This is a genomic window from Thermomonas fusca DSM 15424 (assembly GCF_000423885.1).
GTDB lineage: Bacteria > Pseudomonadota > Gammaproteobacteria > Xanthomonadales > Xanthomonadaceae > Thermomonas > Thermomonas fusca.
Genome location: NZ_AUIV01000006.1, coordinates 1 through 17,233 on the forward strand (window position 1 = coordinate 1; position 17,233 = coordinate 17,233).

At 67.2% G+C, this 17,233-nt stretch carries 20 protein-coding genes and 1 pseudogene; 10 read left to right on the forward strand and 11 right to left on the reverse strand.

Annotated features, from left to right (window positions below):
- From G582_RS0102860 to G582_RS17805, 3 genes are all read left to right on the forward strand, one after another.
- Positions 1-309 (forward strand): IS3 family transposase (locus G582_RS0102860; protein WP_028838545.1); only part of this gene is annotated, 309 nt, incomplete at its 5' end.
- A 6-nt stretch (positions 310-315) separates the two neighbouring features.
- Positions 316-654 (forward strand): type I restriction enzyme endonuclease domain-containing protein, encoded by a 339-nt coding sequence (locus tag G582_RS18630; RefSeq protein ID WP_211219281.1) that lies wholly within the window; start codon positions 316-318, stop codon positions 652-654.
- A gap of 102 nt (positions 655-756) precedes the next feature.
- Positions 757-1,281 carry a hypothetical protein gene (locus tag G582_RS17805; protein ID WP_156880223.1) on the forward strand — a complete coding sequence of 175 codons (525 nt, stop codon included), beginning with the start codon at positions 757-759 and terminating at the stop codon, positions 1,279-1,281.
- 8 nt (positions 1,282-1,289) lie between these two features.
- On the opposite strand, the gene G582_RS0102870 is transcribed toward G582_RS17805, so the two are convergent.
- On the reverse strand, positions 1,290-1,835 hold the full coding sequence (locus G582_RS0102870) for a type II toxin-antitoxin system VapC family toxin (RefSeq protein ID WP_028838546.1): 546 nt from the start codon (positions 1,833-1,835) through the stop codon (positions 1,290-1,292).
- Positions 1,825-2,658, reverse strand: coding sequence for a hypothetical protein (locus G582_RS0102875; protein ID WP_156880225.1), 834 nt, complete (start codon positions 2,656-2,658; stop codon positions 1,825-1,827). The genes G582_RS0102870 and G582_RS0102875 overlap by 11 nt, the downstream gene beginning before the upstream one ends.
- 556 nt (positions 2,659-3,214) lie before the next feature.
- Between G582_RS0102875 and G582_RS15210 the strand changes: the two are divergent.
- Positions 3,215-4,048 (forward strand): annotated as a pseudogene (locus tag G582_RS15210) (PA0069 family radical SAM protein); the annotation flags it as partial.
- 36 nt (positions 4,049-4,084) lie between these two features.
- On the opposite strand, the gene G582_RS0102885 reads toward G582_RS15210, so the two are convergent.
- The 5 genes from G582_RS0102885 to phhA all read right to left on the reverse strand — a co-directional run bounded on the left by G582_RS0102885 (position 4,085) and on the right by phhA (position 9,139).
- A complete protein-coding gene (locus tag G582_RS0102885; protein WP_028838548.1) occupies positions 4,085-4,948 on the reverse strand; it encodes a pirin family protein in 864 nt (287 codons plus the stop codon).
- A 25-nt stretch (positions 4,949-4,973) separates the two neighbouring features.
- A complete protein-coding gene (locus G582_RS0102890) occupies positions 4,974-6,788 on the reverse strand; it encodes an SLC13 family permease (RefSeq protein WP_028838549.1) in 1,815 nt (604 codons plus the stop codon).
- 98 nt (positions 6,789-6,886) lie between these two features.
- The gene (locus G582_RS0102895) at positions 6,887-7,909 is read right to left on the reverse strand and encodes a class 1 fructose-bisphosphatase (RefSeq protein ID WP_028838550.1); all 1,023 of its coding nucleotides are present in this window, start codon (positions 7,907-7,909) and stop codon (positions 6,887-6,889) included.
- Between the two features lie 112 nt (positions 7,910-8,021).
- A complete protein-coding gene (locus tag G582_RS17435; RefSeq protein WP_028838551.1) occupies positions 8,022-8,195 on the reverse strand; it encodes a DUF1328 family protein in 174 nt (57 codons plus the stop codon).
- Positions 8,196-8,263: 68 nt separating this feature from the next.
- Entirely contained in the window at positions 8,264-9,139 is an 876-nt protein-coding gene (gene phhA / locus G582_RS0102905) for a phenylalanine 4-monooxygenase (RefSeq protein ID WP_028838552.1), read from the reverse strand.
- A gap of 124 nt (positions 9,140-9,263) precedes the next feature.
- Between phhA and G582_RS0102910 the strand changes: the two genes are divergently transcribed.
- Entirely contained in the window at positions 9,264-9,737 is a 474-nt protein-coding gene (locus G582_RS0102910) for an Lrp/AsnC family transcriptional regulator (protein WP_028838553.1), read from the forward strand.
- Here G582_RS0102910 and G582_RS0102915 read toward each other — a convergent pair.
- On the reverse strand, positions 9,734-11,245 hold the full coding sequence (locus G582_RS0102915; protein WP_028838554.1) for an FAD-dependent oxidoreductase: 1,512 nt from the start codon (positions 11,243-11,245) through the stop codon (positions 9,734-9,736). The genes G582_RS0102910 and G582_RS0102915 overlap by 4 nt on opposite strands.
- 128 nt (positions 11,246-11,373) lie before the next feature.
- Here G582_RS0102915 and folE point away from each other — a divergent pair, with 128 nt between their 5' ends.
- The 4 genes from folE to G582_RS0102935 are packed head-to-tail and all read left to right on the forward strand — an operon-like array spanning position 11,374 to position 13,528.
- The gene (gene folE / locus G582_RS0102920) at positions 11,374-11,997 is read left to right on the forward strand and encodes a GTP cyclohydrolase I (RefSeq protein WP_051246551.1); all 624 of its coding nucleotides are present in this window, start codon (positions 11,374-11,376) and stop codon (positions 11,995-11,997) included.
- A 13-nt stretch (positions 11,998-12,010) separates the two neighbouring features.
- Complete coding sequence (locus tag G582_RS0102925) at positions 12,011-12,721, forward strand: RNA polymerase sigma factor (RefSeq protein ID WP_028838556.1); 711 nt, start codon at positions 12,011-12,013, stop codon at positions 12,719-12,721.
- Positions 12,722-12,755: 34 nt separating this feature from the next.
- Complete coding sequence (locus tag G582_RS0102930) at positions 12,756-13,103, forward strand: hypothetical protein (protein ID WP_028838557.1); 348 nt, start codon at positions 12,756-12,758, stop codon at positions 13,101-13,103.
- Entirely contained in the window at positions 13,100-13,528 is a 429-nt protein-coding gene (locus G582_RS0102935; protein WP_028838558.1) for a DUF2231 domain-containing protein, read from the forward strand. The genes G582_RS0102930 and G582_RS0102935 overlap by 4 nt, the downstream gene beginning before the upstream one ends.
- A 12-nt stretch (positions 13,529-13,540) precedes the next feature.
- On the opposite strand, the gene G582_RS0102940 is transcribed toward G582_RS0102935, so the two are convergent.
- Positions 13,541-14,551, reverse strand: coding sequence for a patatin-like phospholipase family protein (locus G582_RS0102940; protein ID WP_028838559.1), 1,011 nt, complete (start codon positions 14,549-14,551; stop codon positions 13,541-13,543).
- Positions 14,552-14,698: 147 nt separating this feature from the next.
- Between G582_RS0102940 and G582_RS0102945 the strand changes: the two genes are divergently transcribed.
- On the forward strand, positions 14,699-15,343 hold the full coding sequence (locus G582_RS0102945) for a DUF2238 domain-containing protein (protein ID WP_028838560.1): 645 nt from the start codon (positions 14,699-14,701) through the stop codon (positions 15,341-15,343).
- Positions 15,344-15,354: 11 nt separating this feature from the next.
- Here the strand turns inward: G582_RS0102945 and G582_RS0102950 are convergent, their stop codons facing one another.
- Entirely contained in the window at positions 15,355-16,125 is a 771-nt protein-coding gene (locus G582_RS0102950) for a rhomboid family intramembrane serine protease (RefSeq protein ID WP_028838561.1), read from the reverse strand.
- Between the two features lie 78 nt (positions 16,126-16,203).
- Positions 16,204-17,157 (reverse strand): TerC family protein, encoded by a 954-nt coding sequence (locus G582_RS0102955; protein ID WP_028838562.1) that lies wholly within the window; start codon positions 17,155-17,157, stop codon positions 16,204-16,206.
- Positions 17,158-17,233: the final 76 nt, after the last annotated feature.

The window sequence follows — 17,233 nt, forward strand, 5'->3', positions numbered from 1 at the left end:
GTGATCCTTCATTCGGATCGTGGCAGCCAGTTCCGGAGCGGCGATTACCTGCGTTACTTGGCGACCAACGCGTTGGTGTGCTCGATGAGCGCGGTGGGGCATTGCGGTGACAACGCAGCCTGCGAAGGCTTCTTCGGCCTGCTCAAGCGCGAGCGCGTTTACCGCATGACGTATCCGACACTCGATGCTGCAAGGTCCGATGTGTTCGAATACATCGAGCGATTCCACAACCCGAGGATGCGACGTAGGGTCGCCAGGCAGGATCAGAAGTTCTCAGCTCTTTCACAACCGTCCGTGATTTCGGGGTAGAACCCGATCAAGCTTGCGAAGGAAATCAACGCCGCAAAGCCGCCAGAGGGGCTGACCGAAGAGGAATTCGCCTTCTACCAGGCACTGTGCGAGAACGAATCAGCGGTGCGGGAGATGGGACATCCGGTCCTGCGGGCACTGGCCCAGGAGCTCACGGACAAGCTCAGGCGCTCGGCGACCATCGACTGGCAGAACAGGCCCTCCGCCCGAGCCAAGATGTTGGCGATGGTTAAAGTGCTTCTGGCAAAACACAAGTATCCACCGGATGCACAGCCTGGAGCTACTGAAAAGGTAATCCTACAGGCTGAGCTTCTAGCTGACTCGTGGTCGACAACGCAGCAATAGCACGTCAATGGCAATGAGCTGGTTTGAACAATCCGCTCGCTGGTGCGGTTCGTTCGAAGTGGAGGCAGCGCACATGGCGAATCGAGAGGAAGAAGATCAATCATGCTGACCAAGCCGACGCTGCATGAGGTCACACACGGCGCCCGCGGCATGCTGCGAGGGATAGAAGCCGCACTAAGTGCCGAGTGCATGATGTCGGTAGTGACGCTCTGTTACGCCACTATTGATGCAGTTTCTGCGTTGTCTCGTCCTGAAAATCAGCGTGACACGAGCCGCGCAACCTTCGTTGAATGGACTAACCGCTACTTCCTTCCGGCGCCAGGGCTAGACTGCGCCGCCATCGAGCTGTACGGAGCAAGGTGTGGAGTGCTACATACATATCGCCCCGAGTCAGGCCTAAGCGCAGCAGGTGACGCCCGTCCAATCTTCTATCAGTGGAAAGACGGTCCACCGGCCTCCCACGAACGCAAGTTGCCTGCCAATGCTGTCGTCGTCGATGTCGAGTCTCTTGTCCAGGCTGTTCGCACAGGGGTCGAAAAGTTCGCCGCCGAGGAGCAAGCCAACCCCCAACTATCTGCGCGGGTCGCGCACCATATGCGCGATCTACTCTGCTACGTGCCGAGTTGACTGCGCGACTACAGCAGCCCGGTGCCGGGGAGCCCGAGACCAGGTCGAGAAATTGCGACAGGATGAAGGTCCGGAACAGGGTAGTGACTAGCAACCTTCGTCATCGCCATCTCTCTGCGCTCCACCTTCACCGACTTGTTCTCCGAGTCCAGAGTGACCAGGACATCCGCCTTAATCAGCATTGCGGAGACAACGTGAATGGCGTCCGGCGTAGTCAAGATGTAAGGCTCACCCGCGCCGTTCTTTTCCCTGCCGTAACAGTGATTCCGAAGGCGGGCCGCTTGTCGGGCGACGCCATCACTCACTGCGATCGTCTGGAAATTGCTACGTTGAATCATCGACTCGAATCGCTCGCGGGCCCCATCGGCCAAAGGCATCGACAACACTTCGGCAATACCAATAGTCGAAGTTGCTAGAACAATCTGATTGCGATCAAACGCTCCGGCTTGAGACAACAGCGCATCGTAGACGCCGTCGCCGTGGGTCCTTTCCTCTTTGAGCAGTGCGATAAACGCCGAGCTGTCCCAATAGACGACCGTAGCTTTACCACTCATTACGCAGCTCCCGGACGAACTCCGCCGCACTCAATTCGCCAGTGGCCCCTGGCGCACTGCCTGCAAGCTCACTTAGCGACGGTAGCTCACTGTCGAGAGGATGAATCTCAATGTGACGGACTCGAACCTCGTGCGGCCAAAGGTCATCTTCGTACGATTTGAGCTCGCCCTCGACCGTGGCGTTGTGCTCGACAGATGCGGCAGCCTGGTTGAGCAATTCGAGTGGAAAAACGCACTTGATCTCAACACCGCCGACCGGAGGCACAATCTTGAAGTAGGGTTGTTTTCCTACTCCCGAATACCTCTTGACCACACCCTTGATCGCTCCAAACTCCCGGCGCACATCAGGCAAAGCGTCGTCTAGCGCCTTTGCGACAACGTCATCAAGCAAGATCGGGTCAAATCCGGGGCCGTCAATCCAAAGACGCTCGAAGCGTTCACCGACCCCGGCAACCAGTTTCCGCAAGTGACCCACAAGGCGGGCGCGGTCGGAATCGACGCGTGCGGTGCGGTTTCGAACCTGACTCAGGAAGGTCACGAAAGACTCCGCGACGCGCCCTGCATGTTGGCCCTTGTCGGCCAGCGAGATAGGCAACACACCCACCATCGCGGGGCTGTTGTGGCTCAACTCCGAGACAACAAAATCAACTGCGGGCGAGCCGTCTCGGGAGACGATACTTCCAGTCTCAGCGAGCGCTGCTTTGAACGCTGCGAGCTTTTCGATGAAGGCCCCTAAGCGCACATCGCCGCCGAGTTCCTCAACGCCTTCCATATGGAGGCGCAGAACTCGAGGTCCGGCATGCTTGTCGCTGGGGCGCGTCATGGCGGCATCTTAATGCTGTTCGGAGGAAAATCCTCGCATATCCCCGCCCATAGGATGAGACGGCGGAAAATGGCGGCTGAACGGTAGGTTGCGGCATGGAATTTCTGGAGCGAATCCTCGCCCACTAGGAGTCCGGTATGAGTCGCCTGTCTCATGGGGTCTGGATCTTGACCTCTGCTTGGATTTTTCGGGATTTACGTTGGAGCCTTTAGTCCCTCACGAATTACCACATTGGTGTGCGTCCAGTGGGGGGCGCCTACCTAGCTTTCGGCCAGGTACAGACGCGCGCGCAGTGATTCTGGTCCTTAAGGCAACGGGCTGCAGCGGCGTTGCAGGCATCGGACGCACCCCTTACCGAAGGATTCTCGGGCGGCATCAAGGCTAATGTCGCAAGATTTGGGGGGTTTAGACGCGCCCGCGCGCGGCTCACTGCGCTAGCATCTAGGCGCGATGGGGCAAGGCTAGGGAGGGACTCTTCGGCCAAGAGCCCTTGCCTATCAATCAAGTGGCGGCGTGGTCTTCCTGAACAAAATATGCAGCCGTCATAAATTGCTGCTGCGTTTACTGCTTCGCGCGGCCCTCACACGCTTACCTGGATCTGTCGCCGGGGCTGGATTTCGAGACCAGGCTGTTTGCCAAGACCAATGCCGCGGAATTGCTGCGCGCCGAACTTGCCAGGCCCGGCTACGTGCCGGCACCCATCGCGCTGGGGATCAATACCGATGGCTGGCAGCCGCTGGAGCGCGCGCATGGCATCAGCCGCGCTTGCCTGGAGGTGCTGCTGGAGGCGCGCCACCCGCTCAGCATCGTCAGCAAGGGCAGCGCGCTGCTGCGCGACCTCGACCTGCTGGCCGAACTGGCCACCCAAGGGTTGGTCAACGTGCATGTTTCGATCACCACCCTCGACAACGCGCTGTCGGCCAAGCTTGAGCCGCGCGCTGCCGCCCCGCACACGCGGCTGAAGCTGGTGGCAGCGCTGCGCGAGGCCGGCGTGCCGGTGGGCGTGCTGGTGGCGCCGGTGATTCCGGCGATCACCGACGAATATCTGGAGCGCATCCTCGAAGCCGCGCGCGCGGCCGGCGCGCAGTCCGCCGGCTACGTGCTGCTGCGGCTGCCGCATGAGCTGAAGGAGATTTGGCGCGAATGGCTGCAGCTGCACTATCCGGATCGCGCCGCGCACGTGATGAGCCTGGTCCGGCAGATGCGCGGCGGCAAGGATTACGACAGCGCGTTCGGCACCCGCATGCGCGGCCAGGGGCCGTTTGCCGAGCTGGTGGCGATGCGCTTCGCGAAGACGCGCCGGCGGCTGGGCTATGGCCAGCTGCCGGCGTTGCGCACGGATCTGTTCGTGCCACCGCGCAAGCCATCGCCGCAGGGAGAGCTGTTCTGATCGACGCCGCTTTCGCGGGCAGCGTGATCGAATGCCTCAGCGTGTCGGCAGCGGAATCCGCTCGGCGTCGTCGCCGGGGATCAGTCCGAACGCGCCGCTGTCCCAGTCGGATTTCGCCTGCTCGATGCGTTCCTTCGAACTGGACACGAAGTTCCACCACATATGGCGCGGCGCATCCAGCGGCTCGCCGCCGAACAGCATCGCCTTGAGCGGCGTCTTCGCGCGCAGCACGTGGCGCGCGCCCGGGTCGAGCACGACCAAATGTTTTTCCGGGATATCCGCGCCGTCCAGCTGCGCCTGCCCTTCCAGCACGTAGAGCGCGCGCTCCTGCGCTTCCGCTGCGATCGGCAGCTCGGCGTCAGGCGCCAGATCGACCGCGACGTTGAAGGTGTCGGCGAACACCCGCACCGGCGATTCCATGCCGAAACCGCGCCCGGCGATCACCCGCAGCTGCGCGCCGGCATGTTCTCGGCGCGGCAGGCTGGCGGCGGCGTGGTGGTGGAACGACGGCGTGGTTTCCTCGTCCGGCTGCGGCAGCGCCACCCAGGTCTGCATGCCGTGCAGGTCGTGGCCGGCCGCGCGTGGACCCAGCGGAGTGCGTTCGGAGTGGGCGATGCCGCGGCCTGCGGTCATCCAGTTGACGTCGCCGGGCAGGATGTCCTGCACGCTGCCCAGGGTGTCGCGGTGGCGCAGCGCGCCGCCCCACAGGTAGGTGACGGTGGCCAGGCCGATGTGCGGGTGCGGGCGCACGTCGATGCCGCGGCCGGGCTCGAACAGCGCCGGGCCCATGTGATCGACGAACACGAACGGGCCGACGCTGCGCGCCTGCAGGCTGGGCGCGGCGCGGCGGACTTCGAGCCCGCCGATGTCGTGGCTGCGCGGGGCGATCACGATGGTCATGGCGTCCTCCCTGTAGGCGAAACGGTCAACCGAAGCTCGGCAGCAGCGGCCCGCCCATCCACAGCCAGCGCGCCATCCACGCGCTGACCAGCGCGACCAGCACGGTCAGCGGCAGCCCTACGCGCAGGAAGTCGCCGAAACGGTACTGGCCGGGGCGCAGGATCAGCAGGTTGCCGTGGTGGCCGATGGGGGTCAGGAACGCCACCACCGCGCCCAGTGCGGTGCACACCACGAACGGCGCCGGCGGCAGGTCCAGCACCTGCGCGGTGGCGATCGAGATCGGCCCCAGCAGCGCGGTGGTGGCGGCATCGCTCATCACCTGGGTCAGCAGCGCGGCCAGCGAGAACATCACCAGCAGGATGGCCAACGGCGGCCAGTGTTCGATGAAGTGCGACAGCCACTGCGCCAGCAGCGCGGCGGTGCCGGTCTGCTCCATCGCGATGCCCAGCGGGATGACCCCGGCGATCATCACGAAGATGCGGACGTCGATGCCGCGATAGGCCTGTTCCACATCGACGCAGCGGGTGGCGACCATGGCCACGGCGCCGGCCAGGAAAGCCATCGGTGGCGACAGCCATTCGGTGGCCGCGGCCAGCACGGTCAGGGCGAGGATGGCCAGCGCCAGCGGCGCGCGCAGGCGGCGTTTGGCTTCGCCGGCGAACGGTACCAGCATCAGGAAGCCGTGGTGCGCGGCCAGCTCGGTGAAGCGCGCCTGCTGGCCCCACAGCACCAGCAGGTCGCCCTCGCGCAGGCGCGCGTCGGACAGGCGGTCGGCCATCTGCTCGCCGCGCCGCCACAGCCCGGCGATCACGGTGTGGAACTGGCGGGCGAAATCCAGCTCGCGGATGCTGCGGCCGATGAACTCCGAGCCCGGCGCCACCACCGCCTGCACCAGCTGCGGCCGGCCTTCGCCGGCGGCAAAGCTGCCGAAGCGGGCGATCGCGTTCATGTCCAGGCCGCTGTCATCGTGCAGCGACATCAGTTCGTCGGCGGCCGCTTCCACCAGCAGCACGTCGCCGCCCAGCAGCGGGCTGCCGGGGCCAAGGTCGTCGCGGCGTTCGCCGTCGCGCAGCCAGCCGATCAGACGGAAGCGCTGGCCCAGCGCCTTTTGCAGGTCGGCCAGCGGGCGCGTGCACCAGTGGCCGTCCTTCATCACCAGCAGCTCGGTGCGGTAGCGATCCAGGCGCAGGTAGTCGTCTTCGTTCTGCTCGCCGCTGCGCTTGGGCAGCAGCCAGCGGGTCAGCAGCATGTAGGCGGTGCCCACCAGCACCAGCGCCACGCCGATCGGGGTGATCGAGAAGATCCCCAGCCCTTCCGCGCCGGCGCGCTCCAGCATGTCGTTGGCCAACAGGAACGCCGGTGCGCTGAACAGGGTCAGGGTGGTGCCCAGCGAGGCCGCAAGCGACATCGGCATCAGCAGCCGCGAGGCCGGCAGGCGGCGGTTGCGCGCGTGCCGCAGCAGCAGCGGCAGCATCATCGCGGTGACCATCACGTGGTGGGTGAACGAGGCCAGCAGCGCCACCAGCGGCATCACCACCGCGATGGTGCGCCACTCGTGTTCGCCGGAGGCGCGCTCCACCCAACTGCCAAGGCGCTCGCTGATGCCGGTGGCGCCCAGTGCGCCGGAGATCACGAACACCGCGGCGACGATGATCGCCGGCTCGCTGGAGAAGCCCGACAGCGCCTGCTTGCCGTCCAGCACCCCCGTCAGCACCAGCGCCAGCACGATCAGCATGGCGGTCACGTCGACCCGCAGCCGTTCGCTGATGAACAGGTACAGGCCGCCGGCCAGGATCAGGCCGAAGGCGAGTTGGGGCCACAGGTGGGGATCAAGCTGCATGGGCGCATTCTGCCGAAATCGCGGGGTGTTGCCGCATCACGGCGCGGAATGACGAACGCAGCAAGCGTTCTGGGCGGGCGCCGGCCCGCCCCGGCCGCTCAGGCTGCGCCGGCGTCGTGGCTGCGGTGGTAGGACACCGCAGCTTCCACTTCCGCCTTCGAGCCCAGGAACACCGGCACCCGCATGTGCAACCCGTTGGGCTGCACTTCCAGCATGCGCTGGCGGCCGGTGCTGGCGGCGCCGCCGGCCTGTTCCACCAGCAGGCTCATCGGGTTGGCCTCGTACATCAGCCGCAGCTTGCCGCCCTTGGGCGCGCACTTGCTGTCCAGCGGGTAGCTGAAGATGCCGCCGCGGGTGAGGATGCGATGCACGTCGGCCACCATCGAGGCGATCCAGCGCATGTTGAAGTCCTTGCCGCGCGGGCCGTCCTTGCCGGCCAGCAGGTCGCCGACGTAGCGCTGCATCGGCGCTTCCCAGAAGCGCTGGTTGGAGGCGTTGACCGCGAACTCCTTCGTCTCCTCCGGGATGCGCATGCCGCGGGTGGTCAGGATGAAGCTGCCGACCTCGCGGTCGAGGGTGAAGGCGTGGGTACCGTGGCCGACGGTCAGCACCAGCGTGGTCTGCGGGCCGTACACGCAATAGCCGGCCGCGACCTGCTCGGTGCCCGGCTGCAGGTAGTGTTCGTCGGCGGGCGTGGTCACGCCCTCGGGGCAGCGCAGCACCGAGAAGATGGTGCCCACCGAGACGTTGACGTCGATGTTGGAGCTGCCGTCCAGCGGATCGAACAGCAGCAGGTAGTTGCCGCGCGGATACACGTCCGGGATCGGCATGCTGTGGTCCATCTCCTCGGACGCAAGGCCGGCGAGGTGGCCGCCCCATGCGTTGGCTTCCAGCAGCACGTCGTTGGCGATCACGTCGAGCTTCTTCTGCGCCTCGCCCTGGATGTTGCCGGTGCCGGCCTCGCCCAGGACGCCGCCCAGCGCACCCTTGCCCACCGCGATGGAAATGGTCTTGCAGGCGCGCGCCACCACTTCCACCAGCAGGCGCAGTTCCGCATTGACGCGGCCCGCGCGCTGTTCCTCGATCAGGAAACGGGTCAGGGAGATGTGGGGATGCGACATTGCGGCGCCCTTGTGCGAAGACAGGCGCGTATTGTCGCCGAAGTCGGCGCGCGGCCGGCATGACCGCGGCCCGGAAGCCGGAAGAGCCGCGGGTCGCATCGTGCCTGCGGCCTCAGGTGACCTTCTTGAAGATCGTCACGCCCAGCACGAACAGCACCACCGCAATGATGATCGCGGCCCAGAACAGGAACTTGGCGATGCCGAACGCGCCGCCGGCGATGCCGCCGAAACCGAGCGCGCCGGCGACCAGGCCGATCACGGCGAAAATCAGGGCCCACTTGAGCATGGCGTTGACTCCGGTGCGGGGAACACCGGGTCAACATGGCGGCGCTGGCGTGCAGCCGCCGTGAACGCTCAGTCGGACTGGCTGCCCGCGTGCAGGACGTGATCCGTCGCCAGCACCGCTTCCGGCGCGTATTCGCCCTGCCCGGCCAGCCGCGCATAGATTGGCGCGAAGTCCGGACGGGTGGCATCCATCAACTGCTCGAAGCTGTCGATGACGAAATAGGTCTTCTGGTAGCTGTCGATGCGGTAGCGCGTGCGCATCACCCGCTCCAGGTCGAAGCCGATCCGGTTCGGCGACGCCGATTCCAGGCAGTGGATCGATTCGCCCTTCGAGCTGACGATGCCGGCGCCATAGATGCGCAGGCCGTCCGCTTGCCGGATCAGGCCGAATTCCACCGTGTACCAGTACAGCCGCGCCAGCTGCATCAGCGCCTCCGGCCCGAAGCCGTGCGCCTTCACCCCGCCCTCGCCATAGGCCTGCAGGTAGTCGGCGAACATCGGCTCCATCAGCAGCGGCACGTGGCCGAACAGGTCGTGGAACAGGTCGGGTTCTTCGATGTAGTCGATCTGGTCGGCACGGCGGATCCACCAGCTGACCGGGAAGCGGCGGTTGGCCAGATGGGTGAAGAAGTCCAGTTCCGGCAGCAGCCCTTCCACCGCCACGATCTGCCAGCCGGTGGCGGCGCCGAGGATCGCGTTGAGGTCGGAGAACTTCGGAATCCGGTCCGGCGGCATCCGCATCCGCGCCTGCGCCTGCAGGAAGGCGTCGCAGGCGCGGCCGGGCAGCAGCGCCTGCTGGCGCGCGTAGAGCTGGCGCCAGACGTCGTGGTCTTCGTCGCTGTAGCTGTCCCACGGCTGCCCCACCGTGCCGGTGGCATAGACCGGCACCGAGCCGCGGTCGGTCTGGATGCTTTCGAGGCGGCGCGGCTGCGGTTGGGCGGACATGGCGGGATCGGCTGTGGACATCTCCAAAGGGTAGGTGCAACGGTGCGCAAGATGTCTGCAAAATTGCACCGCAGGCTGGCGTTAGCGCAATATTCCAGCGTCATATTTAAGATGAATGGAAGAAATGACCAGAATCAGGCTGGACCGCACCGATCTGACCCTGCTCACCGAACTGCAGCGCGCCGGTCGCCAGACCAACGCCGAGCTCGCCGAACGCGTCCACCTGTCGGCTTCGGCCTGCCTGCGCCGGGTGCAGCGGCTGGAGCGCGAAGGGGTCATCGTCGGCTACCGCGCCGAGGTCGATCCCGAGCGGCTGGGGCTGGGCCTGCAGGCGTTCGTGCGGGTGCAGCTGAAGAGCCACGACGCCGAGCGCATCGATACCTTCGCCCGCCAGGTCAACGCCTGGCCGGAAGTGGTGGCCTGCCACGCCTTGACCGGCGACATGGACTACCTGCTGCACGTGGTGGTGCGCAACCTCGAGCACTTCTCGCGCTTCCTGTTGGACAAGCTGCTGGCGCAGGCGGAAGTGGACGACGTCAATTCCAGTTTCGTGCTGCGCACGGTCAAGCGCGCGCAGGGGCTGACGCTGGAAAGCTAGCCAGCGACCAGTTGCGCCTGCAGCGCCAGCAGTTCGCGGTCGCGGCCGATCGCCGCCGCCGCCACCAGCACGTCGTCGCGGTAGTAGCGCGCCAGGCAGTCATTGGCGGCGGGATCGCCATCCATTTCCACCCGGGTCCAGCCAGTGCCGTGGCCGAGGTAGCGCAGGTCGGTGCCGTAGTGATGGGTCCAGAAGAACGGCGGGTCGGTGAAGGCGCGGTCATCGCCCAGCATGTTGTCGGCCACGCACTGGCCCTGCCGCTGCGCGTGCACCCAGTGCTCCACCCGTGCCATCCCGCCGCCGTGCGGATAGCGGGCCACGTCGCCAGCGGCGTAGACCCCGGCGACCGCGGTGCGCAGGCGGTCATCGACCACGATGCCGTTCTGGATCCGCAGCCCGGCGGCATCGGCCAGCTGGATCCGCGGGCGCACGCCGATGCCCACCAGCAGCGCGTCCACCGCCAGCGTGTCGCCATTGGCCAACCGCAGCTCGTGGCCATCGAAATGCTCGGCCTGCGTCTGCAGGTGGAACTGCACGCCGTTGCTTTGGTGCAGGCCCAGCAGGTGCTGCGCCAGCTGCGCGCCGAGGATGCGCTCCAGCGGCAGCGCTTCCGGCGTCACCATGTGCACCGCCAGCCCGCGCGCGCGCAGCGCGGAAGCGGCTTCCATGCCGATGAAGCCGGAGCCGATCACCGCGATGGCGTGGGCATCGGTGATGCCGCGGAGCAGCGCGTCGGCATCGGCTAGCGTGCGCAGGGTGAATACGTTGGGCCGGACGAAGCGCGGCAGCGGGATGCGCGTGGCCTCGGCACCGGTGGCCAGCAGCAGCGCGTCGTAGCGGAAGTGCCCGCCGTCACGTGTGGTTACAGCTCGCTCGCGCAGGTCCAGCGCCGTCACCGCGCAATCCAGATGCAGGTCGATGCCGTGCTCGCGGTAGAACGCGGGCGGCTGCAGCGGAATCCACTCGGCCGGCGCGCTGCCGGCCAGATAGTCCTTGGACAGGTTGGGCCGGTCCACCGGCGGCGCGCTGTCTTCGCTGAGCATGCTGATGCGGCCGGCGAAGCCGCGCTCGCGCAGGCGCTGGGCGCAGGCGAAGCCGGCGGCGCCGCCGCCGATGATGAGGACGTCCTGCAGCGCAGTCGCCACGGGCCCGGCTTCGGCCTCGGCCGCGACGTGCTCGCCGCGCACGAACACGCGGTCGCCCTCCACTTCCACTTTCCAGCAGTCCAGCGGTGCGAATGCCGGCGCCCGCACCGCTTTGCCGCTGCGCAGGCTGAAGCAGGCGTGGTGCCACGGGCAGCGGATTTCATCGCCCACCCGCAGGCCTTCAGCCAGCGGCCCGCCGTAATGGGTGCAGCTGGCGGACACCGCGTGTGGCCTGCCATCCACCAGCGCCAGCAGCACCGGCGTTTCGCCGACGTGGCCGAGCAACACGCCGGTTGCCGGGATGGATGCCAGCGCCACGCCGGCGGTGAAATCCGGGCCGGAAAGAACTGCCGCCTGTGCCATGTCGCGCTCCGTGGGTGTATTCGAAAGGAGGATCCCTGTTACACGGACGCAGATTCGGCCGAGAGGTTCCCGGGAACCTTTTTTGCGCCACTGCATCTGCCGAGGCAAGACCCCCGAAAGGCCCCGCCATGCTGAACCCGCTTGCCGCCGTGCCGCTGGTTGCCGATTTCCAGGACACCGTAGCCGAAATGCCTCGCCCCAGTCGCGCCGAAGCCGAAGCGGCGGTGCGCACGCTGATCCGCTGGGCGGGTGACAATCCGGTGCGCGCCGGCCTTCATGACACCCCGGCGCGGGTGGTGCGCGCCTACGAGGAATGGTTCGGTGGTTACGCCAGGGATCCGGCAACGATCCTTGGCCGCCGCTTCGAGCGTTCCGGCTACGACGACATCGTGCTGCTGCGCGACATCCCGCTGCACAGCACCTGCGAACACCACATGGCGCCGATCACCGGCGTGGCTCATCTCGCCTACCTGCCGGGCGAACAGGTGGTGGGCCTGTCCAAGCTGGCGCGGCTGGTCGATGCCTATGCACGCCGGCTGCAGATCCAGGAGCGGCTGACGGTGGAAATCGCGGACGCGCTGCAGCGCGAACTGCAGCCGCGCGGGGTGGCGGTGGCGATCCGTGCCAGCCACGCCTGCATGACCAGCCGCGGCACGCACGTGCACGGCAGCGCGATGGTGACGCGGCGCCTGCTGGGCGCTTTCGAACACGAGCCGTGGCGCGGCGATATCCTCGCTGTGCTGTCGGCGTGATGGAGGAACAGCCATGAACACGATTGCAGCAGGCGCTACGCGCGACTACGCCGCACTGGACGATGCCGCGCTGGTGGCCTGCGTGCGCGGCGGCGAGCGCGATGCGTTCCGGCAGATCATGCAGCGCTGCAACCAGCGCATGTTCCGGGTGGTGCGCGGGGTCATCCGCAACGAGGCCGAAGCCGAGGACGTGGTGCAGGAAGCCTACGTGCACGGCTACGAAAAGCTGGGCAGCTTCCGCGGCGAGGCATCGCTGGCGACCTGGCTGACCCGCATCGCCCTCAATGAAGCCTATGGTCGCCTGCGCCGGAGGCGCGACAGCGTGGACATCGACGATATCGACACGAGCGCGCCGGTGGCGGCGCAGCTGATTGCGTTTCCTGGCCACGTGCTGGGCAACGACCCCGCCGAGGAAGCGGCGCGCGCGCAGCTGCGCCGGCTACTGGAACAGGCGGTGGACGACCTGCCGGAAGCGTTCCGGCTGGTGTACGTGCTGCGCGACGTCGAAGGCTGCTCGGTGGAAGAAACCGCAAGCGCCTTGGAGATCCGCCAGGAAACCGTGAAAACCCGCCTGCACCGCGCCCGTCGTCAATTGCGCGAGGCGCTGGCCAGCCGCGTATCGGTGGCGCAGGTGGAAGCGTTCCAGTTCATGGGCGCGCGCTGCGCGCGCATGACCGACGTGGTGATGGCGCGGATCGCGGCACTGCCCGGCGCGCAAGCCTGATGTTTCCGAAGTTCAACCAATAAGGGGGTGTGGAATGTTGCTGTATGCCTTGATCGTGTTCCTGGTGGGCGCCTGTGGCGGCCTCGTACTGGCCTCGTACGTGCTGCGCGGGAAGCTGGCGCCGTGGGCAGTGTCGCTGCTGCACGCCTTGCTGGGTGCCAGTGGCCTGATCCTGCTGGTTGCGGCCATCCTGACCGGCGATGGCATCGGCACCTTGCCGGTGCTGGCGCTGTGCGTCTTCCTGGTTGCCGCGCTGTTCGGCTTCTATCTGGCGTCGATCCACTACGGCAAGCGGGTGGCGTTGAAGCGGGTGGTGCTGACCCATGCCGGTTTCGCGGTGACCGGGGCGGTGCTGCTGATCGCGGCGGTAGTGATGCAATGAGCCACCCCGTCCATCCCGCCGTGGTGCATTTCCCGGTGGCCTGCTGGTCGCTGGCCACGCTGGCGGATGTCGTCGGCCTGTTCTGGGCCCCGCCGTGGCTGTGGCAGCTGGCGTTCGTGCTGACCGTGCTGGGCTGCGCGTTCGGATTGGTGGCGGCGCTGGCAGGGTTTTGGGAGCTGCTCAAGCTGCCGGCCGAACACCCCGCCGGCAGTACCGCCCATGCGCATATGGGTCTGGCGCTGACCAGCTGGTGCCTGTATGCCGGTAGCGCGTTGCTGCGCCTGCCCGACCAGCAGCCGCTGCCGCCCGACACCTGGGCGCTGGCGCTCGGCGGCGTTGGCTTGCTGTCGCTGCTGGCCACTGGCTGGCTGGGCGGCAAGCTGGTGTATGGCTATGGCGTGGGCGTCACACCGCGCGAGGGGTAACGCCCCGCGCGGTCACTTGCAGTCCGCGTCGCGGCGCAGCTTGTCCAGCCAGCCGGCCTGCTGCGCACAGCGCGCCTTGCGCTCGGCTTCGCGCTGCTGCGCTACCTTCGTTTCCGCGGCCTGGCGGGCCTGCGCCAGCCGCTGCGCCTGCAGCGCGGCGATCTTCGCGCGGATCTGTGGCAGCACCGCCTGCGCAGCGCGCTCGCCTTCGAGGATGGCGCGGTTCTTCTGCGCGAAATCGGTGGCGCCGATGTCGTTCACCGCGGGACGGATCACCACGTCGGCGCGCGCCAGTTCGGCTGCGCCCAGCTTCTGGCCCATGATCGCGATGCTGCGGTTGACGTTGCCGAGCATGCTGGACGGATCGGCCGCGCCGCTGGCCTTGCTGCTGATGTCGACCGCCACCACGAAGTCGGCGCCGAGGTCGCGCGCGGCGTCCACCGGCACCGGGCTGACCACGCCGCCATCGACGTAGTGATGCTTGCCGATGCTGACCGCCTCGAACACGCCGGGAATCGAGCTGGACGCGCGCACCGCCTGGCCCACGTTGCCGCGCACGAACACCGTGCGCTGGCCGTCCTCCAGCCGGGTGGCGACCACCGCCAGCGGTTTCTTCAGCTTCTCGAAGCTGCGTTCGCCCAGCTGCGCGTTGACGTAGTCCTGCAGTTTCTGGCCTTTCACCACGCCGCCGGAAAACAGGCTGACGTCGCGGATGCTGGCTTCGTCCAGCGCCACCGCCTTCTGCTGCAGCGCGTAGGCATCCATGCCGCTGGCGTACAGGGCGCCGACCACGCTGCCGGCGCTGGTGCCGGACACCACCGCCGGCTTGATGCCGTTGGCTTCCAGCATCTTGATCACGCCGATGTGGGCGAAACCCTTGGCTGCGCCGCCGCCCAGCGCCAGCCCCACCCTGATCGGTGCGACGGCGACGGGGACGCCGGCCGGCGTCACCGCGGGTGCGGGCGGTGCGCTGGCGCAGGCGGCAAGGAGCGTGCAGGCAAGGACGGCAGCAAAGACGCGCATCGGATGAGGGAATGACCGGGAAGCGCGCAGCTTAGCGGCGAATGCCGCAACGCCAGCCGAACCGCGGCCGTTTCCGCGCTTGATCGCCGCGCAGGCGGGGATGACGGCCATACTCCCGGCGCAGACCCGCAAATTCGGAAAATCGCCATGCCCCATCACGCCGTCGCCATTCCGCCTTCCCGCCCGGAACGCTGGCTGCTGGCCGGCGGCGTGCTGGCCGCACTGGCGATCTCGTTCGCCATCACCAGCGACCGCCTGACCTGGTCGCTGGAGGTGATCTGGGCGATGGTCGGGCTGGCGCTGGTGGCCTGGCGCTGGCAGCGCTTTCCGCTGACCCGGCTGCTGTGCTGGTTGCTGGCGCTGCACGCGCTGGTGCTGATCCACGGCGGCGCCTATACCTACTCGCTGACGCCGGGGGGGTTCTGGCTGCAGGAACTGCTGGGCACCGCGCGCAATCCCTGGGACCGGCTGGGCCACTGGATGCAAGGTTTCGTGCCGGCCATCCTCGCCCGCGAACTGTTGCTGCGGCTGACGCCGTTGCGCCGCGGTGGCTGGCTGACCTATCTGGTGCTGGCCGCCTGCCTCAGCTTCTCGGCGTTCTTCGAGCTGATCGAGTGGTGGGCCGCACTGGTCTACGGCGCCGATGCCGACGCCTTCCTCGCTACCCAGGGCGACCAGTGGGACACCCAGTGGGACATGTTCCTGTGCCTGCTCGGCGCGACCACCTCGCTGCTGCTGCTGTCGCGCTGGCACGACCGCCAGCTGGGCGCTGCGGTGCTGGCGGGAAAATAGCTCCCGCGGATTCAGTCGGCGCGCCGGCGGAACGGCAGCACCTGGCCGCGCGGCTCGGTTGGCGTTTCGCGCTGCCACAGCACCGGCACATCGTCGGGGGCGCGGGTTTCGAAGGTGCCGAATCCGTCTTCGGCCTTGCGGCGGGCCTGTTCGGCCTCGAACTCTTCCTCCAGCTCCCAGCTGTACTTCTGCCGCGCCGGCTGCGGGTCGCTGCGGCGGAACAGGAATGCAGCGACGATGCCGGCCAGCGCGCCGCCCAGGTGCGATTCCCACGACACCCCGGCTTCGCGCGGCAGCACGCTCATCAGCATGCCGCCATAGAACAGGAACGCGATCATGCCGGCGGCGATCGCCGCGCGGTCGCGTCGCAGCAAGCCGAGCACGAACACCAGGAAGCCGAGCCCGTGGGTGACCCCGCTGGCGCCGAGGTGGTGCGAGCCAGGCTGGCCCAGCAGCCACGCGCCCAGCCCCGCGCCCAGCCACAGCAGCGGCAGCGCGCGCAGGCTGGCCTTTGGATAAGCGGTGCCGGCCAGCGTGCCGAGCAGCAGCAGCGCGGTGGTATTGGCCAGCACGTGCGCCACCGAGCCGTGCAGCAGCGGCGCGGTGAGCAGGCCCAGCAGGCCTGCTGTCGTTTGCGGCGTGACCGTCAGGAATGCCCAGTCGAAGCCCTGCTGCGCGGCGAAGCACAGCCACAGCAGCAGCGCGCCGGCGAGGTTGGCATTCAGTGCGCGGCGCACCCGGCCGCGGTCGGCCTGGTGCTGGTGGTCGGTGCTGGCGGACATGCAACCGAGGTGGGGCGGTGGCCCGATGATTGCAAGCCGGCGCGCCCGGCTGCCGCCCGAACGCGCCGTTGCATGCAATCAGGCGTGCGGTTTCGCCGGCCGCGCCAGACTCAGTGCAACGGTGCTGCCGATGATTACAGCCACTGCGCCAAGCGACAGCAGGATCGGGATCTTGTACACATCGATCAGCAGCATCTTCATGCCGATGAACACCAGCACCAGCGCCAGTCCGTAAGGCAGCAGGTGGAAGCGTTCGGCCATGCCCTGCAGCAGGAAGAACATCGCGCGCAGGCCCAGCACCGCGAACACGTTGGAAGTCAGCACGATGAACGGGTCGGTGGTGATGGCGAAGATCGCCGGGATCGAATCCACCGCGAAGATCACGTCGGTGATGCCCAGCATGATGATCACGATGAACAGCGGGGTGAACTTGCGGCGGCTGCCGCGGCCCACCCACAGCGCGCTGCCGTGGTAGCGGCGCAGGAACGGGATGTGCGCGGTCAGCCAGCGCAGCACCGGGTTGGATTCCAGGTCGGGCTCCTGGCCGGCGGCGCGCCACATCTTGATGCCGGTGAACAGCAGGAAGGCGCCGAACACGTACAACACCCAGTGGAACTTCGACAGCAGCAGCGCGCCGGCGAAGATCAGGATCGCGCGCAGCACGATGGCGCCGATGATGCCGATCACCAGCGCGCGCTGGCGCTGCATCTCCGGCACCGCGAAATAGTTGAACAGCATCAGGAACACGAAGATGTTGTCGACCGCCAGCGCCTTCTCGACCAGGTAGCCGGTCAGGAATTCCATCCCGATGTCGGTTCCGGCCTGCGCGCCGAAGCGCTGCCCGGTGTACCACCACAGCCAGCCGTTGAAGGCCAGCGCCAGCGCCACCCAGCCGATGCTCCACCAGGCGGCTTCCTTGAAACTGACCTTGTGCGGCCCGCCGTGCCGCATCAGCACCAGATCGGCCAGCAGCGCGGCAATCACCACGCCGCCGAAGACCAGCCAGAGGAGAGGGGTTCCGATCGTTTCCATTTGAGAGCTCCGCGCCTTGCGACCGACGGAGGCGTCCATGCAGGGACGCATGGAAGGGAGCGCGCTTCGCCAATCG

What these genes read in the sequence shown, in the direction of transcription:
- G582_RS0102915 (WP_028838554.1), bottom strand. Translation starts at nt 11,245, where the DNA reads ATGGCACAGGCGGCAGTTCTTTCCGGCCCGGATTTCACCGCCGGCGTG.
- G582_RS0102945 (WP_028838560.1), top strand. Translation starts at nt 14,699, where the DNA reads ATGCCCCATCACGCCGTCGCCATTCCGCCTTCCCGCCCGGAACGCTGG.
- G582_RS0102890 (WP_028838549.1), bottom strand. Translation starts at nt 6,788, where the DNA reads ATGCAGCTTGATCCCCACCTGTGGCCCCAACTCGCCTTCGGCCTGATC.
- G582_RS0102940 (WP_028838559.1), bottom strand. Translation starts at nt 14,551, where the DNA reads ATGCGCGTCTTTGCTGCCGTCCTTGCCTGCACGCTCCTTGCCGCCTGC.
- G582_RS17805 (WP_156880223.1), top strand. Translation starts at nt 757, where the DNA reads ATGCTGACCAAGCCGACGCTGCATGAGGTCACACACGGCGCCCGCGGC.
- G582_RS0102935 (WP_028838558.1), top strand. Translation starts at nt 13,100, where the DNA reads ATGAGCCACCCCGTCCATCCCGCCGTGGTGCATTTCCCGGTGGCCTGC.
- G582_RS0102950 (WP_028838561.1), bottom strand. Translation starts at nt 16,125, where the DNA reads ATGTCCGCCAGCACCGACCACCAGCACCAGGCCGACCGCGGCCGGGTG.
- G582_RS0102895 (WP_028838550.1), bottom strand. Translation starts at nt 7,909, where the DNA reads ATGTCGCATCCCCACATCTCCCTGACCCGTTTCCTGATCGAGGAACAG.
- G582_RS17435 (WP_028838551.1), bottom strand. Translation starts at nt 8,195, where the DNA reads ATGCTCAAGTGGGCCCTGATTTTCGCCGTGATCGGCCTGGTCGCCGGC.
- G582_RS0102870 (WP_028838546.1), bottom strand. Translation starts at nt 1,835, where the DNA reads ATGAGTGGTAAAGCTACGGTCGTCTATTGGGACAGCTCGGCGTTTATC.
- G582_RS0102955 (WP_028838562.1), bottom strand. Translation starts at nt 17,157, where the DNA reads ATGGAAACGATCGGAACCCCTCTCCTCTGGCTGGTCTTCGGCGGCGTG.
- folE (WP_051246551.1), top strand. Translation starts at nt 11,374, where the DNA reads ATGCTGAACCCGCTTGCCGCCGTGCCGCTGGTTGCCGATTTCCAGGAC.
- G582_RS0102930 (WP_028838557.1), top strand. Translation starts at nt 12,756, where the DNA reads ATGTTGCTGTATGCCTTGATCGTGTTCCTGGTGGGCGCCTGTGGCGGC.
- phhA (WP_028838552.1), bottom strand. Translation starts at nt 9,139, where the DNA reads ATGTCCGCCCAACCGCAGCCGCGCCGCCTCGAAAGCATCCAGACCGAC.
- G582_RS0102910 (WP_028838553.1), top strand. Translation starts at nt 9,264, where the DNA reads ATGACCAGAATCAGGCTGGACCGCACCGATCTGACCCTGCTCACCGAA.
- G582_RS0102925 (WP_028838556.1), top strand. Translation starts at nt 12,011, where the DNA reads ATGAACACGATTGCAGCAGGCGCTACGCGCGACTACGCCGCACTGGAC.
- G582_RS0102885 (WP_028838548.1), bottom strand. Translation starts at nt 4,948, where the DNA reads ATGACCATCGTGATCGCCCCGCGCAGCCACGACATCGGCGGGCTCGAA.
- G582_RS0102875 (WP_156880225.1), bottom strand. Translation starts at nt 2,658, where the DNA reads ATGACGCGCCCCAGCGACAAGCATGCCGGACCTCGAGTTCTGCGCCTC.